This window comes from Micromonospora sp. NBC_01740 (genome assembly GCF_035920365.1).
Classification (GTDB): Bacteria; Actinomycetota; Actinomycetes; order Mycobacteriales; family Micromonosporaceae; genus Micromonospora; species Micromonospora reichwaldensis.
This window is the reverse complement of record NZ_CP109150.1, coordinates 2,844,342-2,862,494: the sequence shown is the minus strand read 5'-3', so window position 1 is coordinate 2,862,494 and position 18,153 is coordinate 2,844,342. Positions and strand designations below refer to the sequence as shown.

Below are 18,153 nucleotides of genomic sequence, written 5' to 3'. Positions count from 1 at the left end.
GCACTGTCATGAGATCCCCAGCTCGCTGTCGATGAGAGCGAAGACCTCGTCGTCGGTCGCGGAATCGATGTCGTTGCCGGTGGACGCCGGCTCGCCGCCCAGCTTCGAGAGCACGTCGCGCAGCCGCAGCGTCAGCCGGGTGCGGGACTGCTCGTCGACGTCCGACAGGACCGCCTCGAGGCGGTCGAGTTCGGCGAACGCGGCCAGCACCGCGTTGGTGTCGCCCGCCTCGCCGGAGAGTTCGGCCCGCAGGTACGCGGCGAGGGCCTTCGACGTGGGGTGGTCGAACACCAGCGTCGCGGGCAGTCGCAGCCCGGTCGCCGCGTTCACCCGGTTGCGCAGCTCGACCGCGGTGAGCGAGTCGAAGCCGAGCTCGTTGAACGGCCGGTCGGCGGCGACCGCGCCGGGGTCCGGGTAGGCCAGCACCCCCGCCACCTGGGTACGCACCAGGTCGAGCAGGATCGCCTCGGCCTCCTCGGCGTCCCGGCCGGCGAGCCGCTGCCGCAGCGCGTCGGCCGCTCCCGCGTCGGCGTCGGCCGTCCGCCTGGCGGGCACCCGGACCAGCCCGCTCAGCACCGGTGGCACCATGCCCGCGACGGCGCGTTCCCGCAGGGCCCGGTGGTCGAGCTTGATGGGCGCCACCATGCCCCCGGTGTGCAGCGCCGCGTCGAAGAGCTCCAGCGCCTCCTCGACGGGGAGCGCGCCGACGCCGGAGCGCGACATGCGCCGCAGGTCGGCCTCGGTCAGCTGCTCCGCCATGCCCGCCTGCTCCCAGCGGCCCCAGGCCAGCGACACGGCCGGCAGGCCGTTCGCCCGCCGGTGCTGGGCGAGCGCGTCCAGGTAGGCGTTGCCGGCGGCGTAGTTGCCCTGGCCGGGGCCGCCGAGCACCCCGGAGGCCGACGAGAACAGCACGAACGCGGTCAGGTCCCCGGTCAGCTCGTGCAGGTTCGTCGCGGCGTCGACCTTGGGCCGCAGCACCCGGTCGACCCGCTCAGGGGTGAGCGAGGAGATGACGGCGTCGTCGACGACGCCGGCCGTGTGCACCACCCCGCGCACCGGGTGCGCCGCCAGCAGCCCGGCGAGGGCGGCCCGGTCGGCGACGTCGCACGCGGCGACGGTGACCTCGGCCCCCAGTGCGACGAGTTCGTCGCGCAGCTCGGCCGCGCCCTCGGCGGCGGGGCCGCTGCGGCTGACCAGCAACAGCTCGCGTACGCCGTGCCGGGTGACCAGGTGCCGGGCGACGAGCCGGCCGAGCGCGCCGGTGGCGCCGGTGACCAGGACGGTCCCCTCGAACGCGGTCGCGGCGGTCTCGTCGGTGGCGCCGGCCCGCGCCAGGCGGGGCACCAGGACGTCGGCGCCGCGGACGGCGAGCTGCGGCTCGTCGGAGCCGAGCGCGGCCGACAGACCGGTCCCGGCGGCCCGGTCGTCGTCGACGTCGACCAGGACGAACCGGTCGCCGTGTTCGGACTGGGCGGAGCGGACCAGGCCCCAGGCCGCCGCCCCGGCGAGGTCGGTGACGTCGTCCTCGGGCCGGGTGGCCACCGCGCCACCGGTCAGGACGGCGAGGCGGGCGGCGGCGAACCGCTCGTCGGCGAGCCACTTCTGCGCCAGGGCGAGGATCTGGTGGGTGGCCGCACGGGCCCGCGCGTCCTCCGCTACGCCCCGGTCCGGGGCGCACCGCGCCACCACCACCTCGGGCACCGCGGCGCCGGCGTCGACGGCGGCGGCGAGGGCCGCCAGGTCCGGGTACGCGGTCGCGTCGAGGCCGTCGATCCGCTCCCCGAGCACCGCGAGGGTGCGCGGCCGGGGCGTCCCGGTCAGCGGCGTCCAGTCCAGGCGCAGCAGCGACTCGTGCCGGTCGCGGCGCAGCGCCGCCAGCTGTTCGGGCGACACCGGGCGTACCGCCAGCGCCTCGACGGAGGCCACCGGGGCGCCGGTCGCGTCGGCCAGGGTGATGGCCGCCGTGCCGTCGCCCGGCACGATCCGGGCCCGCAGCCGGTCGGCGCCCGCCGCGTGCACGGTGAATCCGCGCCACGAGAACGGCAGCACCGGGTCGCCGTCGCCGGTCGACGCCACCGCGTGCAGGACGGCGTCCAGCAGCGCCGGGTGCAGGCCGAAGCGGCCGGCGTCGTCGTGGGCCTGCTCGGGCAGGGTGAGCTCCGCGAACACCTCGTCGCCGCGCCGCCACGCCGCGGTCAGGCCCTGGAAGACCGGGCCGTAGCGCAGGCCGCGCGCGAACAGGTCGTCGTAGGCCGTGGAGACGTCGACCGGCTCCGCGTCCGGCGGCCAGGCGCGCAGGTCGGCGCCGGCGGCCCCGGCCGGGGTCAGCCGGCCCACCGCGTGGGTGGTCCACCCGTCCCCGTCCTCGGTCCGCGAGTGGACGCCCACCTCCCGGCCGCCGTCCGACGCCGGTTCGCCCACCGTCACCCGCACCTGGACGCCGCCGGAGTCCGGCAGTACGAGCGGCGCCTCCAACGTCAGCTCCTCGACGCGCGGGCAGCCGACCTCGCGGCCGGTGTGGGCCGCCAGCTCGACCAGCGCCGCACCGGGCAGCAGCACCAGGTCCGCCACCGCGTGGTCGGCCAGCCACGGGTGGGTGGTCAGCGCGAGGCGGCCGGTGAAGACCGCGCCGCCGTCCGGCAGCTCGACCGCCGCGCCCAGCAGCGGGTGGTTCGCCCGCGTCTGGCCCAGCCCGCTCGCGTCGCCGGTGCCGGCCCCCGGCCGGGGCCAGTACGGCTGGTGCTGGAACGCGGACGTGGGCAGTTCGACGGTCCGCCCCGGCACCACCGAGGGCCAGTCGACGGGCGTGCCGCGCACCGCGAGCCGGGCGAGCGCGGTGGCCACGGTCTCGGGCTCGGCGCGGCCCTTGCGGCACGCCGGGATCCACTCGCCGTCGGCCACGTTGCGCCCGAGCGCGGTCAGCACCGCGTCGGGGCCGATCTCCAGGAAGGTGGTGGCCCCGGACGCGGCCAGCGTGGCGACCGCGTCGGCGTACCGGACCGGTTCGCGCACCTGCCGCACCCAGTGCTCGGCGTCCAGCGTGGTGGGCTCGCCCGTGACGGTCGAGACCAGCGCGACGGCCGGCTCCCGGCAGTCCACCTGGGCCACCACCGCGCGGTACTCGTCGAGCATGGGGTCCATCAGCGGCGAGTGGAACGCGTGCGACACGGTCAGCCGCCGCGCCCTGCGGCCCTTCCCCGACAGCTTCTCGGCCACGGCCAGGGTGGCGGTCTCGTCGCCGGAGAGCACCACCGACTCCGGCCCGTTCACGGCGGCGATCGCCACGGCGTCGGAGAGCAGCGGGACGACCTCGTCCTCGGTGGCACGTACCGCCACCATCGCGCCACCGGTCGGCAGCGCCTGCATCAGCCGGCCCCGCGCCGCGACGACCTTCGCGGCGTCGGCCAGCGACCAGACCCCCGCCACGTGCGCCGCCGCCAACTCACCGATCGAGTGCCCCGCCACGAAGTCCGGCCGCACCCCCCACGACTCGAACAACCGGAACAGCGCCACCTCCACCGCGAACAACGCCGGCTGCGCCCACCCCGTCTGATGCACCTCCTCGGAGCCCAACACCTCCCGCAACGGCCGCTCCAGGTGCCGGTCCAGTTCCCCGCACACCTCGTCGAACGCCGCCGCGAACGCGGGGAAGGCCATCAGCTCCGCCGTCATGCCGACCCGCTGCGACCCCTGACCGGTGAAGACCATGGCGAGCTTCCCGCCGTCGGCCGTGCCGGTCACCACCTCGTCGCCGAGCAGCACCGCGCGGTGCGCGAACCCGGCCCGCCCGGTGGCGAGGGTGTACGCGACGTCGACCGGGCGTAGCGTCGGGTCGGCGGCGACGTGGGCGCGCAGCCGCGGGATCTGCTCCCGCAGCCCCTCCTCGGTCCGCGCCGAGAGCAGCCACGGCGTGAACGGCACGGCCGGCTCGTCGGCCGGCGGCGCCGGGTCGGCCTGCTCCAGTACGACATGGGCGTTGGTGCCGCTGATGCCGAAGGACGACACGGCGGCCCGCAGCGGGCGGTCGGCGGCGGTGAGCGACACGGTCTCCGAGGCGACGCGTACCGCGCCGGCGGACCAGTCCACGTGCGGCGAGGGCTCGTCCACGTGCAGGGTCTGCGGGAGCACGCCGTGCCGCAGCGCCAGCACCATCTTCATGATGCCGGCGACCCCGGCGGCGGCCTGCGTGTGCCCGAGGTTCGACTTGACCGAACCGAGCAGCACGGGCGTGGCCCGGTCCTGGCCGTACGTGGCGAGGACGGCCTGCGCCTCGATCGGGTCGCCCAGGGTGGTGCCGGTGCCGTGCGCCTCGACCACGTCGACCTCGGACGGCGACAGCCGCGCGTCGGCCAGGGCGGCCCGGATCACCCGCTGCTGCGACGGCCCGTTGGGTGCGGTGAGCCCGTTGGAGGCGCCGTCGGAGTTGACGGCCGAGCCGCGCACCACGGCCAGTACGGGGTGCCCGTGGCGCCGGGCGTCGGAGAGCCGCTCGACCACCAGCACGCCGACGCCCTCGGAGAGCGACGTGCCGTCGGCCGCGCCCGCGAACGACTTGCACCGCCCGTCGGGGGCGAGGTTGCGCTGCCGGGAGAACTCCAGGAAGGTGCCCGGCGTCGACATCACCGACACGCCACCGGCGAGCGCGAGGGAGCACTCCCCGTTGCGCAGCGCGGAGATGGCGAGGTGCAGGGCGACCAGCGACGACGAGCAGGCGGTGTCGACGGTCATCGTCGGGCCCTCCAGCCCGAGCGTGTACGAGATCCGGCCGGAGATGACGCCGCCGGAGTTGCCGGTGGAGAGGAACCCGTCGACCGACTCGGCGGAGGCGCTCAGCACGGTGCCGTAGTCGTTGTACATGACGCCCGCGTACACGCCGGTGCGGCTGCCGCGCAGCCTGGTCGGGTCGATGCCGGCCCGCTCCAGCGCCTCCCACGAGGTCTCCAGCAGCAGCCGCTGCTGCGGGTCCATCGCCAGCGCCTCGCGCGGGGAGATGCCGAAGAAGCCGGGGTCGAAGTGGGCCGCGTCGTGGAGGAAGCCGCCCTGGTCGACGTAGCTGGTGCCCGACGTGTCCGGGTCGGGGTCGAAGAGCGCGTCGAGGTTCCATCCCCGGTTGCCGGGGAACGGCCCGATCGCGTCGCCGCCGCCGACCAGCAGCCGCCACAGGTCCTCGGGCGTACGCACGTCTCCGGGGAAGCGGCAGGCCATGCCGACGATCGCGACCGGCTCGTGGTCGTGCCGGGTCACGGCGACGTCCGCCGTCGCGGTCCGCCCGCCGGCCAACTGCGACACCAGGTAGCCGGCCAGCGCCTCCGGCGTCGGGTAGTCGAACACCAGGGTCGCCGGCAGCCGCAGCCCGGTCGCCACGCCGAGCTGGTTGCGCAGGTCGAGCGCGGTGAGCGAGTCGAAGCCCAGTTCCTTGAAGGGGCGTCCGGCCGGCAGCTTGTCCGCCCGGGCGTAGCCGAGGACGGACGCGACCCGGGTGAGCACCACCTCCAGCACGACCTCGGCCCAGCGCTCGCCGGGCACCTCGGCCAGCCGCTGGGCGAGGGAGGAGCCGCCCACCGCCCGGCGGGCCGGGGCGCGGACCAGGCCGCGCAGCAGCTCCGGCGGTTCCCGGTCGTCGCGGCCGAACGCGGCGAGGTCCACCGGCACCGGCGCGAGCAGCGCGTCGGCCGACCGGACCGCGGCGTCGAACAGGGCCAGGCCGTCCTTGCTGGACAGCTCGCTCATGCCGCTGCGCGCCATCCGGCCCAGCTGCGCGCCGCCCACGTCGGCGGTCATCTCGCTGCGCTCGGCCCACAGCCCCCAGGCGAGCGAGTGGGCGGGCAGTCCCGCGGCCCGGCGCCGCGCCGCGAGCGCGTCGAGCAGCGCGTTCGCGGCGGCGTACGCGCCCTGGCCGGGGCTGCCGAAGATGCCGGCGGCCGAGGAGAACAGCACGAAGGCGGTGACGTCCCTGGCCAGCTCGTGCAGGTGCCAGGCCGCGTCCACCTTGGGTCGCAGCACCGCGGCCAGCTGGTCGGGGGTGAGCGTGGCGATGGTGGCGTCGCCCATCACGCCCGCCGTGTGCACGACGCCGGTGACCGGGTGGGCCGCCAGCAGCGCCGCGACCTGGTCGCGGTCGGCGACGTCGCACGCCAGCACCGTCACGGTCGCGCCCAGCTCGGCGAGTTCGTCGCGCAGTTCCTCCGCGCCGGCGGCGGCGAGGCCGCGGCGGCTGGTCAGCACGAGGTCGCGTACGCCGTGCCCGGTGACCAGGTGGCGGGCGACCAGCCCGCCCAGGGTGCCGGTGCCGCCGGTGACGAGCACCCGGCTGTCCGGGCCGAACACCGCCGGCCCGGCGACGTCCTGCTCGGGCACCCGGGCCAGGCGGGGCGCGCGCACCACGCCGTCGCGGACGGTGAGCACCGGCTCGCCCGTCGCCAGCGCCGCCGCCACCAGTTCGTCGGCGGTGTCGTCGGCCTCCAGCAGGACGATCCGCTCCGGGTTCTCCGCCTGCGCGGAGCGGACCAGGCCGTGCACCGCCGCGCCGGCGAGGTCGTCCGGGCGGGTCACCACGACGAGCCTGGTCTCGGCCTGGCGGGGATCGGCGAGCCACTGCTGGATCGTGCTCAGCGCGTACGCCGTGAGGTCGGGCACCGCGGCGATGCCGGGCGCGTCGGAGAAGCACGGCAGGAAGAGCGTGTCGGCGGCCACGTCGGCCAGCGCCACCGGCGGCGCGCCGAAGACCGCCGTGTCGCCCAGCGTCTGCCACGTGCCGCGCTCGCCCCGGCCGGCGGGCAGCGGCACGTGCTCCAGCCGGAACAGCGACTCGACGAAGCCGCTGCGTCCCTTGAGCGCCTGCGGGGCCACCGTGCGTACGGTGAGCGCCGCCACGGAGGCGACCGGGGCGCCCGTGTGGTCCGCGAGGAGCAGGGCCGCGCTGTCCGCCCCCGTCCTGGTGAGCCGGACGCGCAGGCTCGTCGCGCCGGCCCCGTGCAGCGTCACGCCGTTCCACGAGAACGGCAGCTTCGCCGCCCCGTCCCCGACGTCCGCGGCGAGCGCGTGCAGGGCGACGTCGAACAGCGCCGGGTGCAGGCCGAACCCGTCGACGTCGACGCCCTGCGGCAGGGCCACCTCGGCGTACGTCTCGTCGCCGCGCCGCCACGCGGCCCGCAGGCCCTGGAACACCGGGCCGTACCGCAGGCCGAGCCCGGCGAGCCGGTCGTACAGGTCGCCGAGGTCGACGGCCAGCGCGTCGGCGGGCGGCCACTCGGTGAGGTGCTCCCCCGCTGTCGCGGCGGCGGCGAGGACACCGGTGGCGTGCCGGGTCCACATGCCGATCCTCGCCTCGGTGTCGGTCTGCCCGTAGACGCCGAGCGCGCGGCGGCCGTGCTCGTCCGGTGCCTCGACGGTGAGCCGCAGGGCCACCCCGCCGTGTGCCGGCACGACGAGCGGGGCGGTGATGACGAGTTCCTCGACGGCCGGGCAGCCGACCTCGTCGCCGGCGCGGACGGCCAGTTCGACAAGCGCCGTGCCGGGCAGCAGGACGGTGTCCAGGACGGCGTGGTCGGCCAGCCACGGGTGCGTCTCCAGGCTGATCCGGCCGGCGAGCACGACGAGGTCCCGTTCCGGGACGGTGAGCGCGGCGCCGAGCAGCGGGTGGCCGACGACGTCGATGCCGAGGCCGCGGGCGTCCACGGCGGACGCCGCCGCGAGCTGCCAGTACCGCTGGTGCTGGAACGCGTACGTCGGCAGCGGGGCCGGGGCGCCGCGGGTGTGCGGGGACCAGTCGACGGCGACCCCGCGCACGTACGCCTCGGCCAGGGAGAGCAGGAAGCGCGACAGGCCGCCCTCGTCGCGCCGCAGCGAGCCGACGAGCGCGGCCGGGGCGTCGGCGCGGTCCAGGATCTCGCGTACCCCCATGCCGAGCACGGGGTGGGGGCTGATCTCCACGAGGACGTCGTGCCCGTCGGCGAGCAGGCGGTCGATGGCGTCCTCGAACCGGACCGTGCCGCGCAGGTTCGCGTACCAGTAGTCGGCGTCGAGGGTCGCGGTGTCGACGACCTCGCCGGTGAGCGTGGAGTACAGCGGCACGTCGGCGCTTCGCGGCCGCACCTCGGCGAGGACGTGCAGCAGCTCGTCCCGGATGGCCTCGACCTGCGCGGAGTGCGAGGCGTAGTCCACGGGGATCATCCGCATCCGCACGCCGTCGGCCTCGCACGCGGCCAGCAGCTCGGCGAGGGCGTCGGGCTCGCCGGAGACGACGGTGGCGGCGGGACCGTTGACCGCCGCGACGGAGATCCGCTCGCCCCACCGGGCGAGCAGCGCCTCCACGTCCGCCCGGGGCGCCGCCACCGAGGCCATGCCGCCGCGACCGGCCAGCCCGGCGGCGATCGCCCGGCTGCGCAGCGCGACCACCCGGGCGCCGTCGTCGAGGGTGAGCGCGCCGGCGACGACGGCGGCGGCGATCTCGCCCTGCGAGTGCCCCACCACGGCGGCGGGCCGCACGCCGTACGAGCGCCACAGCGCCGCGAGCGACACCATCACGGCGAACAGCACGGGCTGCACCACGTCCACCCGGTCGAGCGACGGCGCGCCGGGCACGCCCCGGACGACGTCCAGCAGCGACCAGTCGGTGAACGCGTCGACGGCCCGCGCGCACTCGTCCATCCGGTCCGCGAACACCTCGGCGGTGTCCATCAGCTCGACGGCCATGCCCGCCCACTGCGAGCCCTGGCCGGGGAACATGAAGACGACCCGGGGCTCGTCGCCCAGCACGGCGCCGGTGGCGACGGTCGGCCCGGGTTCGTCCGCCGCGACGGCGGCCAGGCCGGCCCGCAGCTCGGCGGGGTCCGCGCCGACCACGACCGCCCGGTGCTCGAACCGGGCGCGGGTCGCCAGGGCGGCGGCGACGTCGGCCGGGGCGGCGGGGTGCAGGTCGAGGTAGGCTGCCAGCCGGGCCGCCTGCTCGCACCGGGCCTCAGGCGTACGGCCGGACACCACCCAGGGCACCGGCCCGGTCGCCGCCACGGTGGGCTGCGCGGCCTCCGGCGCGGGCGGCTCCTCGATGATCACGTGGGCGTTGGTGCCGCTCACGCCGAACGACGAGACGCCGGCGCGGGCCGGCTCCGCGCCCCGGGGCCAGGCGACGGCCTCGGTCAGCAGGTCGACCGAGCCCTCGGTCCAGTCGACCTGGTCGCTGGGGGCGTCCACGTGCAGCGTCTTCGGCAGCAGCCGGTGCCGCATGGCGAGCACCATCTTGATGATGCCGCCGACGCCGGCGGCGGCCTGGGTGTGACCGATGTTGGACTTGACCGAGCCGAGCCACAGCGGCCGGTCCCGGTCCTGGCCGTAGGTGGCGAGGATGGCCTGGGCCTCGATCGGGTCGCCGAGGGTGGTGCCGGTGCCGTGCGCCTCGACCACGTCGATCTGGTTGGCCGACAGCCGCGCGTTGGCCAGCGCCGCCTGGATGACCCGCTGCTGCGCCGGCCCGTTCGGGGCGGTCAGGCCGTTGGAGGCGCCGTCCTGGTTGACCGCCGTCCCGCGGACGACGCCGAGCACCTGGTGCCCGTTGCGCCGGGCGTCGGAGAGCCGCTCCACGATCAGCATGCCGACGCCCTCGGCGAAGCCGGTGCCGTCGGCGGCGGCGGCGAAGGACTTGCACCGGCCGTCCGGCGACAGCCCGCGCTGCTTGGAGAACGCGACGTAGGTCTCCGGGGTCGCCATCACGGTGACCCCGCCGGCGAGCGCGAGCGAGCACTCGCCGTTGCGCAGGGCCTGCACGGCCAGGTGCAGGGCCACCAGCGACGACGAGCACGCGGTGTCGACGGTGACGGCGGGCCCCTCCAGCCCGAAGGTGTACGCCACCCGGCCGGAGGCGATCGCGCCGGTGGCGTTGTTCTCCGCGTAGTCGTGGTACATCATCCCGGCGAAGACGCCCGTGTCGCTGCCGCGCAGCCCGGTCGGGTCGATGCCGGCGTTCTCGAGGGCCTCCCACGAGGTCTCCAGCAGCAGCCGCTGCTGCGGGTCCATCGTCAACGCCTCGCGCGGGCTGATCCCGAAGAACTCCGGGTCGAACTGGGCCGCGTCGTGCAGGAAGCCGCCCTCGCGGGTGTACGACCGCCCCGGCGTGCCGGGCGTGGGGTCGTAGAGTTCCGCGACGTTCCAGCCGCGGTCGGTGGGGAAGCCGGTGATGCCGTCCCCGCCGGCGGCGACGAGGTCCCACAGGTCGTCGGGGTTCCGCACCCCACCCGGGTAGCGGCAGGCCATGCCGACGATGGCGATCGGCTCGCGCAGCGTCGAGTTGAGCTTGCGGTTCTGCTCCCGCAGCCACTCGTTCTCCTTGAGCGAGGCCCGCAGCGCGGTGACGAGCTTCTCCTCCGAGTTGGCCATGTGGTCAGCTCCCCGCTTCCGTCGTCGCTTCACCGAGGTCGGCGAGCGCCATGCTGATCAGTGCGTCGGCGTCCATGTCGTCGATGGATCCGCTGGGTGCGGCGTCCGGCTCGGCGGCGGCGACCCGGACGCCGCCCAGTTCGAGCAGGCTGTCCATCAGGCCGGCGTCCCGGAGCCGGCTGAGGGGGATGGCGAGCAGGATGCGGCGGACCTCGTCCTCCGGCAGCCCGCCGTCGCTGCCGGTGTCGGGGACGAGCCGCTCGTACAGCAGCTCCGCGACCGCGCGGGTGTTGGGCCGGTCGAAGGTCAGGGTGGCGGGCAACCGCAGGCCGGTCGCGGCGTTGAGCTGGTTGCGCAGTTCCAGCGCGGCGAGCGAGTCGAAGCCCAGCTCGGTGAAGGCGCGACCGGGGTCGACGGCGTCGGGGTCGCGGTGCCCGAGCACCGTCGCGACGTTCGTGCGGACCAGGTCCAGCAGCAGGTCCGCGCACTCCGGTCCGGACCGGCCGGCCAGGCGCGCGGCGAGGCCGTCGCCGGTGGAGGCCGCCCGCCGGGTCCGGGGGCGGACCAGGCCGCGGTAGAGCGGACCGTCGACCACACCGAGGTCGAGCCCGATGGGTACGAGGACCGGCGCGGCGCAGGTGAGCGCGGCGTCGAAGAGGCGCAGGCCCTCGTCGACCGGCAGGGCGCGTACGCCCGCCTGGGCCAGCCGCTGCCGCTCCGCGCCGGTCAGCTCGCCCGCCATCCCCCCGTCCCACATGCCCCACGCCAGGGACTGCCCGGTCAGGCCGGCCGCCCGGCGTCGCACGACAAGCGCGTCGAGGAACGCGTTCGCGGCGGAGTACGCCGCCTGGCCCACGTTGCCGAACACGCCCGCCGCCGACGAGAACACCACGAACGCCGACAGGGGCGTCCCGGCCGTCACCTCGTGCAGGTGCCACGCCGCGTCCACCTTCGGCGCCAGCACCCGGTCGAGGCGCTCCGGCGACAACGACGCCAGCAGACCGTCGTCCACCACGCCGGCGACGTGCACGACCGCCGACAGGTCGCAGCCGGCGACCAGCTTCGCCACCGCGTCCCGGTCGGCCACGTCGCAGGCCGCCCAGCGCACCGACGCGCCCGACGCGGTCAGCTCCGCCGCCAGCTCCTCGGCGCCCGGGGCGCTCGCGCCACGGCGGGACACCAGCAGCAGGTCGCGCACCCCGTGCACCGCCACCACGTGCCGGGCCACCACCGCGCCCAACGCGCCGGAGGCGCCGGAGACCAGCACCGTCCCGGCGCCGAGGTCCGTGGCGACGGGGTCGGCGGTGGCCGCCCGGGCCAGCCGGGCGGCGTACGGGACGCCGTCGCGGACCACGAGCTGCGGCTCGTCGTCGGCCAGCAGCACGTCGCCGTCGACCAGGACGACGCGGTCGGGGTGCTCGGCCTGGACCGAGCGGACGAACCCCCAGACGGCGGCGCCCGCGAGGTCGGTGACGTCCTCGCCGGGCAGGGCCACCGCGCCGCGGGTACGCACGACGATGCGGGAGCCGGCGGGTTCGGCCAGCCAGGACGTGAGCTCGTCGAGGACGCGGTGCAGCACGGCGCGGACGCCGGCCGGGGTGTCCGCCGGGGCGGAGGCGGGCGGGAACGTGGTCGTGTCGAGCAGCCGTACGTCCCCGTCCTGCCCTGCGGCGGCCGGCACGGGGGTCCAGGTCAGCTCGTACAGCGAGTCGTGGTGGGTCGGGCGGGCGTCGAGCGCGCCGACCGGCCGGGTCTCCAGCCTGCCCACCGACACCACGGGGGCGCCGGTGCCGTCGGTCGCGGTGATCGCCCAGCCGGAGTCGACGGGGGCGATGCGGACCCGCAGGGCGGTGGCGTTCGTGGCGTGCAGCACCACCTGCTGCCACGAGAACGGGAGCACGGTGTTGCCCGTGCCGGCGGAGTCGGCCAGCAGCGGGGCGTGCAGCGCGGCGTCCAGCAGGGCGGGGTGCAGCGCGAACCGCTCGTCCGCCTCGGGGAGGGTGACCTCGGCGAACAGTTCGTCGCCGCGTTCCCAGACCGCCGTGACGCCACGGAACGCCCGCCCGTACTCGTAGCCGGAGTCGGCGAGCCGGTCGTAGGCGTCGGTCAGGTCGACCGGCCGGGCGTCGGCGGGGGGCCACTCGGTCACGGTGTCGGGCGCGGTGACCGCTTCCGCGGCGACGAGTCCGGTGGCGTGCGCCGTCCAGCTCTCGGTGTGCTCGCCGCGCGAGTGGATCTCGACGGTGCGGCGGCCCTCCCCGTCCGGCTCGCCGACGCGCAACCGCAGTTGCACCGCGCCGTCGGCGGGCAGGACCAGCGGGGCCACCGTGGTCAGCTCCTCCAGCACCGGGCAGCCGACCGCGTCCGCGGCGTGCACCGCGAGTTCGACGAGCGCCGCGCCGGGAACGAGCACGACGCCCGCGACGACGTGGTCGGCGAGCCACGGGTGGGTGCCGGTCGACAGCCGGCCGGTGTAGACGACGCCGTCGAAGTCGGGCAGCGCGACGGCCGCGCCGAGCAGGGGGTGCTCGGTGTCGGCGAGCCCGAGCCGGCTCGCCGCCCCGGTCGCGGCGGCGTTCTCCGCCCAGTACCGCTGGCGCTCGAAGGGGTAGGTCGGCAGCTCCGTGGTCCGGGCGCCGGCGAAGAACGTGGGCCAGTCGACCGGGACGCCGCGGGTGTGGAGCGCGGCGACGGCCCTGGTGAGCGTGTGCGTCTCGGGTTGTCCTCGGCGGGTGGTGGCGATGGCGGTGGCGTCGCCGGTGGCGGCGGCCGTGGCGAGGACGGTGTCGGGGCCGATCTCGAGGAAGGTGTCGACGTGGTGGGTGGTGGTGAGGGTGGTGACGGCGTCGTGGAAGCGGACGGCCTGGCGGACCTGGTCGACCCAGTGGTCGGCGGTGGGCCGCAGTGGTTGGCCGTCGACGGTGGAGACGAGGGGGATGCGGGGTTCGTGGTGGGTGACGGACGCGGCGACGGCCCGGTAGTCGTCGAGCATGGGGTCCATCAGGTGGGAGTGGAAGGCGTGCGAGACGGTGAGGCGCTTCGTGCGGTGGCCCTGGGCGGCGAGTGCCTCGGCGGCGGCGCGGGTGGCGGCCTCGTCGCCGGAGATGACGACGTTGGTGCCGGTGTTGACGGCGGCGATGCCGACGGTGCCGGTGAGGTGGGGGGTGACCTGTTCCTCGGTGGCCTCGACGGCGATCATGGCGCCGCCGGCGGGGAGGGCCTGCATGAGGCGGGCGCGGGCGGCGACGAGGGTGGCGGCGTCGGTGAGGTCGAGGATGCCGGCGATGTGGGCGGCGGCGAGTTCGCCGATGGAGTGTCCGGCGACGGCGTGGGGGTGGACGCCCCAGGATTCGAGGAGTCGGTGCAGGGCGACCTCGAAGGCGAACAGGGCGGGTTGGGTGTAGCCGGTCTGGTGCAGCTCGTCGGTGTCGATGACCTCGCGTAGGGGCCGGTCGAGGTGCTTGTCGAGGGCAGCGCAGGCTTCGTCGAAGGCGGTGGCGAAGACGGGGTACGCGGCGGCGAGTTCGGCGCCCATGCCCGGCCGCTGCGCCCCCTGCCCGGTGAACAGGAAGGCGAGCCGCCCGCCCGTGCCGGCGGGGGTCGGCTGCACGCCGGCCTCCAGCGCGCGTACCAGCTCCGCGAGGTCGCGGCCCACCACCGCGGCGCGGTGCTCGAACGCGGTGCGCCCGACGGCCAGCGTGAACCCGACGGCCAGGGCGAACCCGACGTCCTCGGGATCGCGGCCCGCCACCGCGCCGGCCAGGCGCGCGGCCTGCGCCCGTACCGCCTCCGGAGTCCGTCCGGAGAGGACCCAGGGGATCACCGGCGGTTCGGCCGCGGCGACCGGCTCGGGGGCCTCCGCCGGCTCGGGCTCCTCCAGCACCACGTGCGCGTTGGTGCCGCTGATGCCGAACGACGACACGGCGGCACGACGCGGGCGGTCGCCGGCGGGCCACGCCACCGGCTCGGTCAGCAGCGACACCGCCCCCGCCGACCAGTCGACCTTCGGGGACGGCTCGTCGACGTGCAGGGTGCGCGGCAGCAGCCCGTGCCGCAGCGCGCCCACCATCTTGATCAGGCCGGCGACGCCGGCCGCGGCCTGGGTGTGACCGATGTTCGACTTGATCGAGCCCAGCCACAGCGGCCGGTCCCGGTCCCGCCCGTAGGTGGCCAGGATCGCCTGCGCCTCGATCGGGTCCCCCAGGACCGTGCCCGTGCCGTGCGCCTCGACCACGTCGACCTGGCTCGCCGACAGCCGCGCGTTGGCCAGCGCGGCCCGGATCACCCGCTGCTGCGCCGGCCCGTTCGGGGCGGTCAGGCCGTTCGAGGCCCCGTCGGAGTTGACGGCCGTGCCGCGAACGACCGCCAGCACCCGGTGGCCGTTGCGCCGCGCGTCCGACAGCCGCTCCAGCACGAGCACGCCGACGCCCTCGGACCAGCCGGTCCCGTCGGCGGCGGCGGCGAAGGACTTGCAGCGGCCGTCCGGCGACAGCCCGCGCTGCCGGGAGAACTCGATGAACGTCTCCGGGGTCGCCATCACGGTCACGCCGCCGGCCAGCGCCAGCGTGCACTCGCCGTTGCGCAGCGCCTGCCCGGCGAGGTGCAGGGCGACCAGGGAAGACGAGCAGGCGGTGTCGACGGTGACCGCCGGCCCCTCCAGCCCGAACGTGTACGCCACCCGGCCCGAGGCGATCGAGCCCGTGGAGCTGTTGCCCGTGTAGTCGTGGTACATCATCCCGGCGAACACGCCGGTGGCACTGCCCCGCAGCCCCACCGGGTCGATGCCCGCGTTCTCCAACGCCTCCCACGAGGTCTCCAACAGCAGCCGCTGCTGCGGGTCCGTGGTCAACGCCTCGCGCGGGCTGATCCCGAAGAACTCGGCGTCGAAGTCCGCGGCGTCGGGCAGGAAGCCACCCTCGCGGGTGTACGACCGGCCCGGCGTGCCTGGGGTCGGGTCGTACAGCTCCCCCACGTTCCAGCCCCGGTCCGTGGGGAAGCCGCCGATCCCGTCGCGTCCGGCGGCGACCAGGTCCCACAGGTCCTCCGGCGTACGCACGCCCCCCGGATACCGGCACGCCATGCCGACGATCGCGATGGGCTCGTGCGCGGCCTCCTCCGCGTCACGCAGCTTCCGCCGCGTCTCGCGCAGCTCCGCTGTCGTCCGCCTGAGGTAGTCGAGCAGCTTTTCCTCGTTGTCGGGCATCGACGTCACTCCAAGGGCGGACCGGTGGGGGATCGTGTGCTAGAGCGGGATGTGCCCGTGCGCGCCGCGCCGCCGGACGGGGCCGGCGGCGAGCGCGGACACGGGACGGGCCCGGGTGTCCTCCGGGCGGACGGCCTCGTCGACCAGGCCGAGGTCGGGTGCGCGGCCGGGGCCGCCCACGACCCGCGCGTGGTCTGCGACGCCCCGTGCCACGAGTTCGCGGCGTCCGGTCCCGCCGGGCGCCGCGATCGTCGTGCGGTGGATGGCGACGACCTCGGCGAGGGCGTCGAGCAGCGTGGCGCCGCGCCGCCGCGCCGGCCGGGGCAGCCGGTGCAGCGGGGCGCGGCATTCGCGCTCGGTGGTCATCGCGATCAGCTCACCCTGCGCTCGTGACCCTGCCAGAATCGCTCGCGCAGCTCGCGGCGCAGGATCTTGCCGCTGGGGTTGCGGGGCACCCGGTCGATGAACTCGTAGTGCAGGGGCTGCTTGAAGGCGGCGAGCTTGCCGCGCAGGTGCAGGGCGAGGTCACTCTCGGTGAGCTGCTGCCCCTCCACCGGCACCACGAACGCGTGCACGGCCTCGCCCCAGCGCTCGTCCGGCACGCCCACGACGGCCGACTCGGCGACCAGCGGGTGGCGCCCGATGACGTGCTCGACCTCCGCCGGGTAGACGTTCTCCCCCGCCACGATGATCATGTCCTTGATCCGGTCCCGGATGAACAGGTAGCCGTCCTCGTCCAGCACCCCCGCGTCACCGGTGACGACCCAGCCGTCGACGAGCGTCTTCGCCGTGGCCTCGGGCAGGTTCCAGTACTCGACCATCGCCGCCGGCGTACGCAACCAGACCTCGCCGATCTCGCCGGGCGGCAGCGGCTCGCCCCGGCTGTCGGCGATCTTGACCTCGAAGCCCGGGTAGGGGCGTCCCGCCGCCTGCATCCGGCCGCTGTCCGGCGTGTGGTCGGCCGGGGGCAGGCAGATGGCCGTGTTGCCGGTCTCGGTCAGCCCGTAGATCTGGGCGAACTCGCAGCCGAAGCCCTCGACGCAGCGGGCCAGCAGCGCCGCCGAGATGGGCGCGCCACCGTAGACCACCTTGCGCAGCGAGGTGAAGTCCTCCTTCGACACGCCGGGCTCCGCCAGCAGCAGCCGCAGCATCGCGGGCACCAGGCAGGCGGTGGTGACGCGCAGCGTCCTGATCAGCTCGACCGCGCCCGCCGTGGTGAACTCGCGCATGACCACGTTCGTCACGCCCGACACGAAGCCCTGCGTCGCCCACCACAGGCCGCCGATGTGGAAGCCGGCCATGCCGACGAGGCTGACGTCGCCCTCGCGCCAGTCGATCCAGTCCAGCTCCGCCGAGGCGAGCGCCTGGCGTACCGCGAAGAAGCTGCGGTGCGCGAGGACGACGCCCTTCGGCAGGCCCGTCGTTCCGCTGGTGTACATCTGCACCAGCGGCGTGTCGGGGGTGACCCTGGCCAGCACGTTCGCGTCCGGCTGCGCCGACACCCAGGCGGTGAAGCCGGCCCCGGCGGCACCCGGCTCGTCGAGCCCGACCACCCCGGTCAGCGTCGGCAGTTCCGCCGCCAGCTTCTCGGCGACGGCGGCCGAGTCCGAGTCGACGAAGAGCAGGGCCGCGCCCGAGTCGCGCAGGATGTGCTCGACCTCGCCGGCGGCCAGCCGCCAGTTGATCGGCACCAGCACCACGCCCGTCTTCGCGGCGCCGAAGAGCAGCTCGTAGTAGTGCTCGGACTCCCTGCCCAGGTAGGCGATGCGGTCCCCGGGGCGCAGGCCCGCCGCCTGGAGGGCGCGCGCCACCTGGTTGCTGACGCGGTGCAGGGTGGCGTAGTCGACGCGCCGGCCCTCGCAGACCATGGCGACGACGTCCGGCTGCTGGACGGCGTGCCTGCGCACCACGTCGACGAGGGTGCGCAACTGAACAGTCACCGGGGTCCTCCTCAGGGGACGTACGGGTGGAGGCGGCTCACGCCGCGTCGGCCTGGAAACGCATGCCGGGCGGGTTGACCAGCGCCATCCGTACCTCGCCGTCGGCGACGCCACCCTGGGTGTCCCAGAAGCGCCAGGGCATGTCGATGATCTGGACCGGCTTGCTGCGGTTGCGCTCGCTGAACTCGGCGAAGGAGACCTCGCCGTGGAACGACGACGAGTCGATCGGCCGGCGGAACCTGCTGGTGAAGTTCGCGATGAGCATGTCCGGCAGCTGCTTGGCCCAGTAGTCCTCCATCGTCCACGCGGCCAGCGCGGGCACCGCCCGGTCCTGGACGCACTTGGCGATCAGGTAGTACATGAGCTGGTTGAAGCAGATGTTCACCTCGACCGAGTTGAGGTGACCGGTGTCGTCGATGTAGCACGGGTACGGGATGGCGAACTCGCCCTCCGCGCTCGCCAGCCCGTTGGCGACGGTGACCGTCGCGGACTTGAGGTACTGGGTCTTCGGCCTCGCGTACGGGCGCAGCACGTCCGAAAGCAGTCCCGGGTCGTTGGCAAATGTCGCACGCCCGATAGGCGCACTGTTCTTCACCGGCGATGTGGTCATTGCTATTCCTCCTTTGCGCACGAGTGCGA

General features: G+C 75.4%; 5 protein-coding genes. All 5 read right to left on the bottom strand.

Going from position 1 to position 18,153, the window contains the following annotated elements; all coding sequences use genetic code 11:
• Window positions 1–6 precede the first annotated feature (6 nt).
• Genes OG989_RS13575 through OG989_RS13555 form a run of 5 tightly spaced genes read right to left on the bottom strand, consistent with a single transcriptional unit; the run spans window position 7 to window position 18,124 of the window.
• Entirely contained in the window at window positions 7–10,404 is a 10,398-nt protein-coding gene (locus OG989_RS13575; protein WP_442791931.1) for an SDR family NAD(P)-dependent oxidoreductase, read from the bottom strand.
• The gene (locus OG989_RS13570) at window positions 10,376–15,583 is read right to left on the bottom strand and encodes a type I polyketide synthase (RefSeq protein WP_442791930.1); all 5,208 of its coding nucleotides are present in this window, start codon (window positions 15,581–15,583) and stop codon (window positions 10,376–10,378) included. Before OG989_RS13570 ends, OG989_RS13575 begins: the two co-directional genes overlap by 29 nt.
• 30 nt (window positions 15,584–15,613) lie before the next feature.
• On the bottom strand, window positions 15,614–15,940 hold the full coding sequence (locus OG989_RS13565) for a hypothetical protein (protein ID WP_327030691.1): 327 nt from the start codon (window positions 15,938–15,940) through the stop codon (window positions 15,614–15,616).
• Window positions 15,941–15,945: 5 nt separating this feature from the next.
• Window positions 15,946–17,514 carry a fatty acid--CoA ligase gene (locus OG989_RS13560; RefSeq protein ID WP_225851891.1) on the bottom strand — a complete coding sequence of 523 codons (1,569 nt, stop codon included), beginning with the start codon at window positions 17,512–17,514 and terminating at the stop codon, window positions 15,946–15,948.
• A gap of 37 nt (window positions 17,515–17,551) precedes the next feature.
• Window positions 17,552–18,124: an FcoT family thioesterase gene (locus OG989_RS13555; protein WP_151452495.1), complete on the bottom strand. Its 573-nt coding sequence runs from the start codon at window positions 18,122–18,124 to the stop codon at window positions 17,552–17,554.
• Window positions 18,125–18,153: the final 29 nt, after the last annotated feature.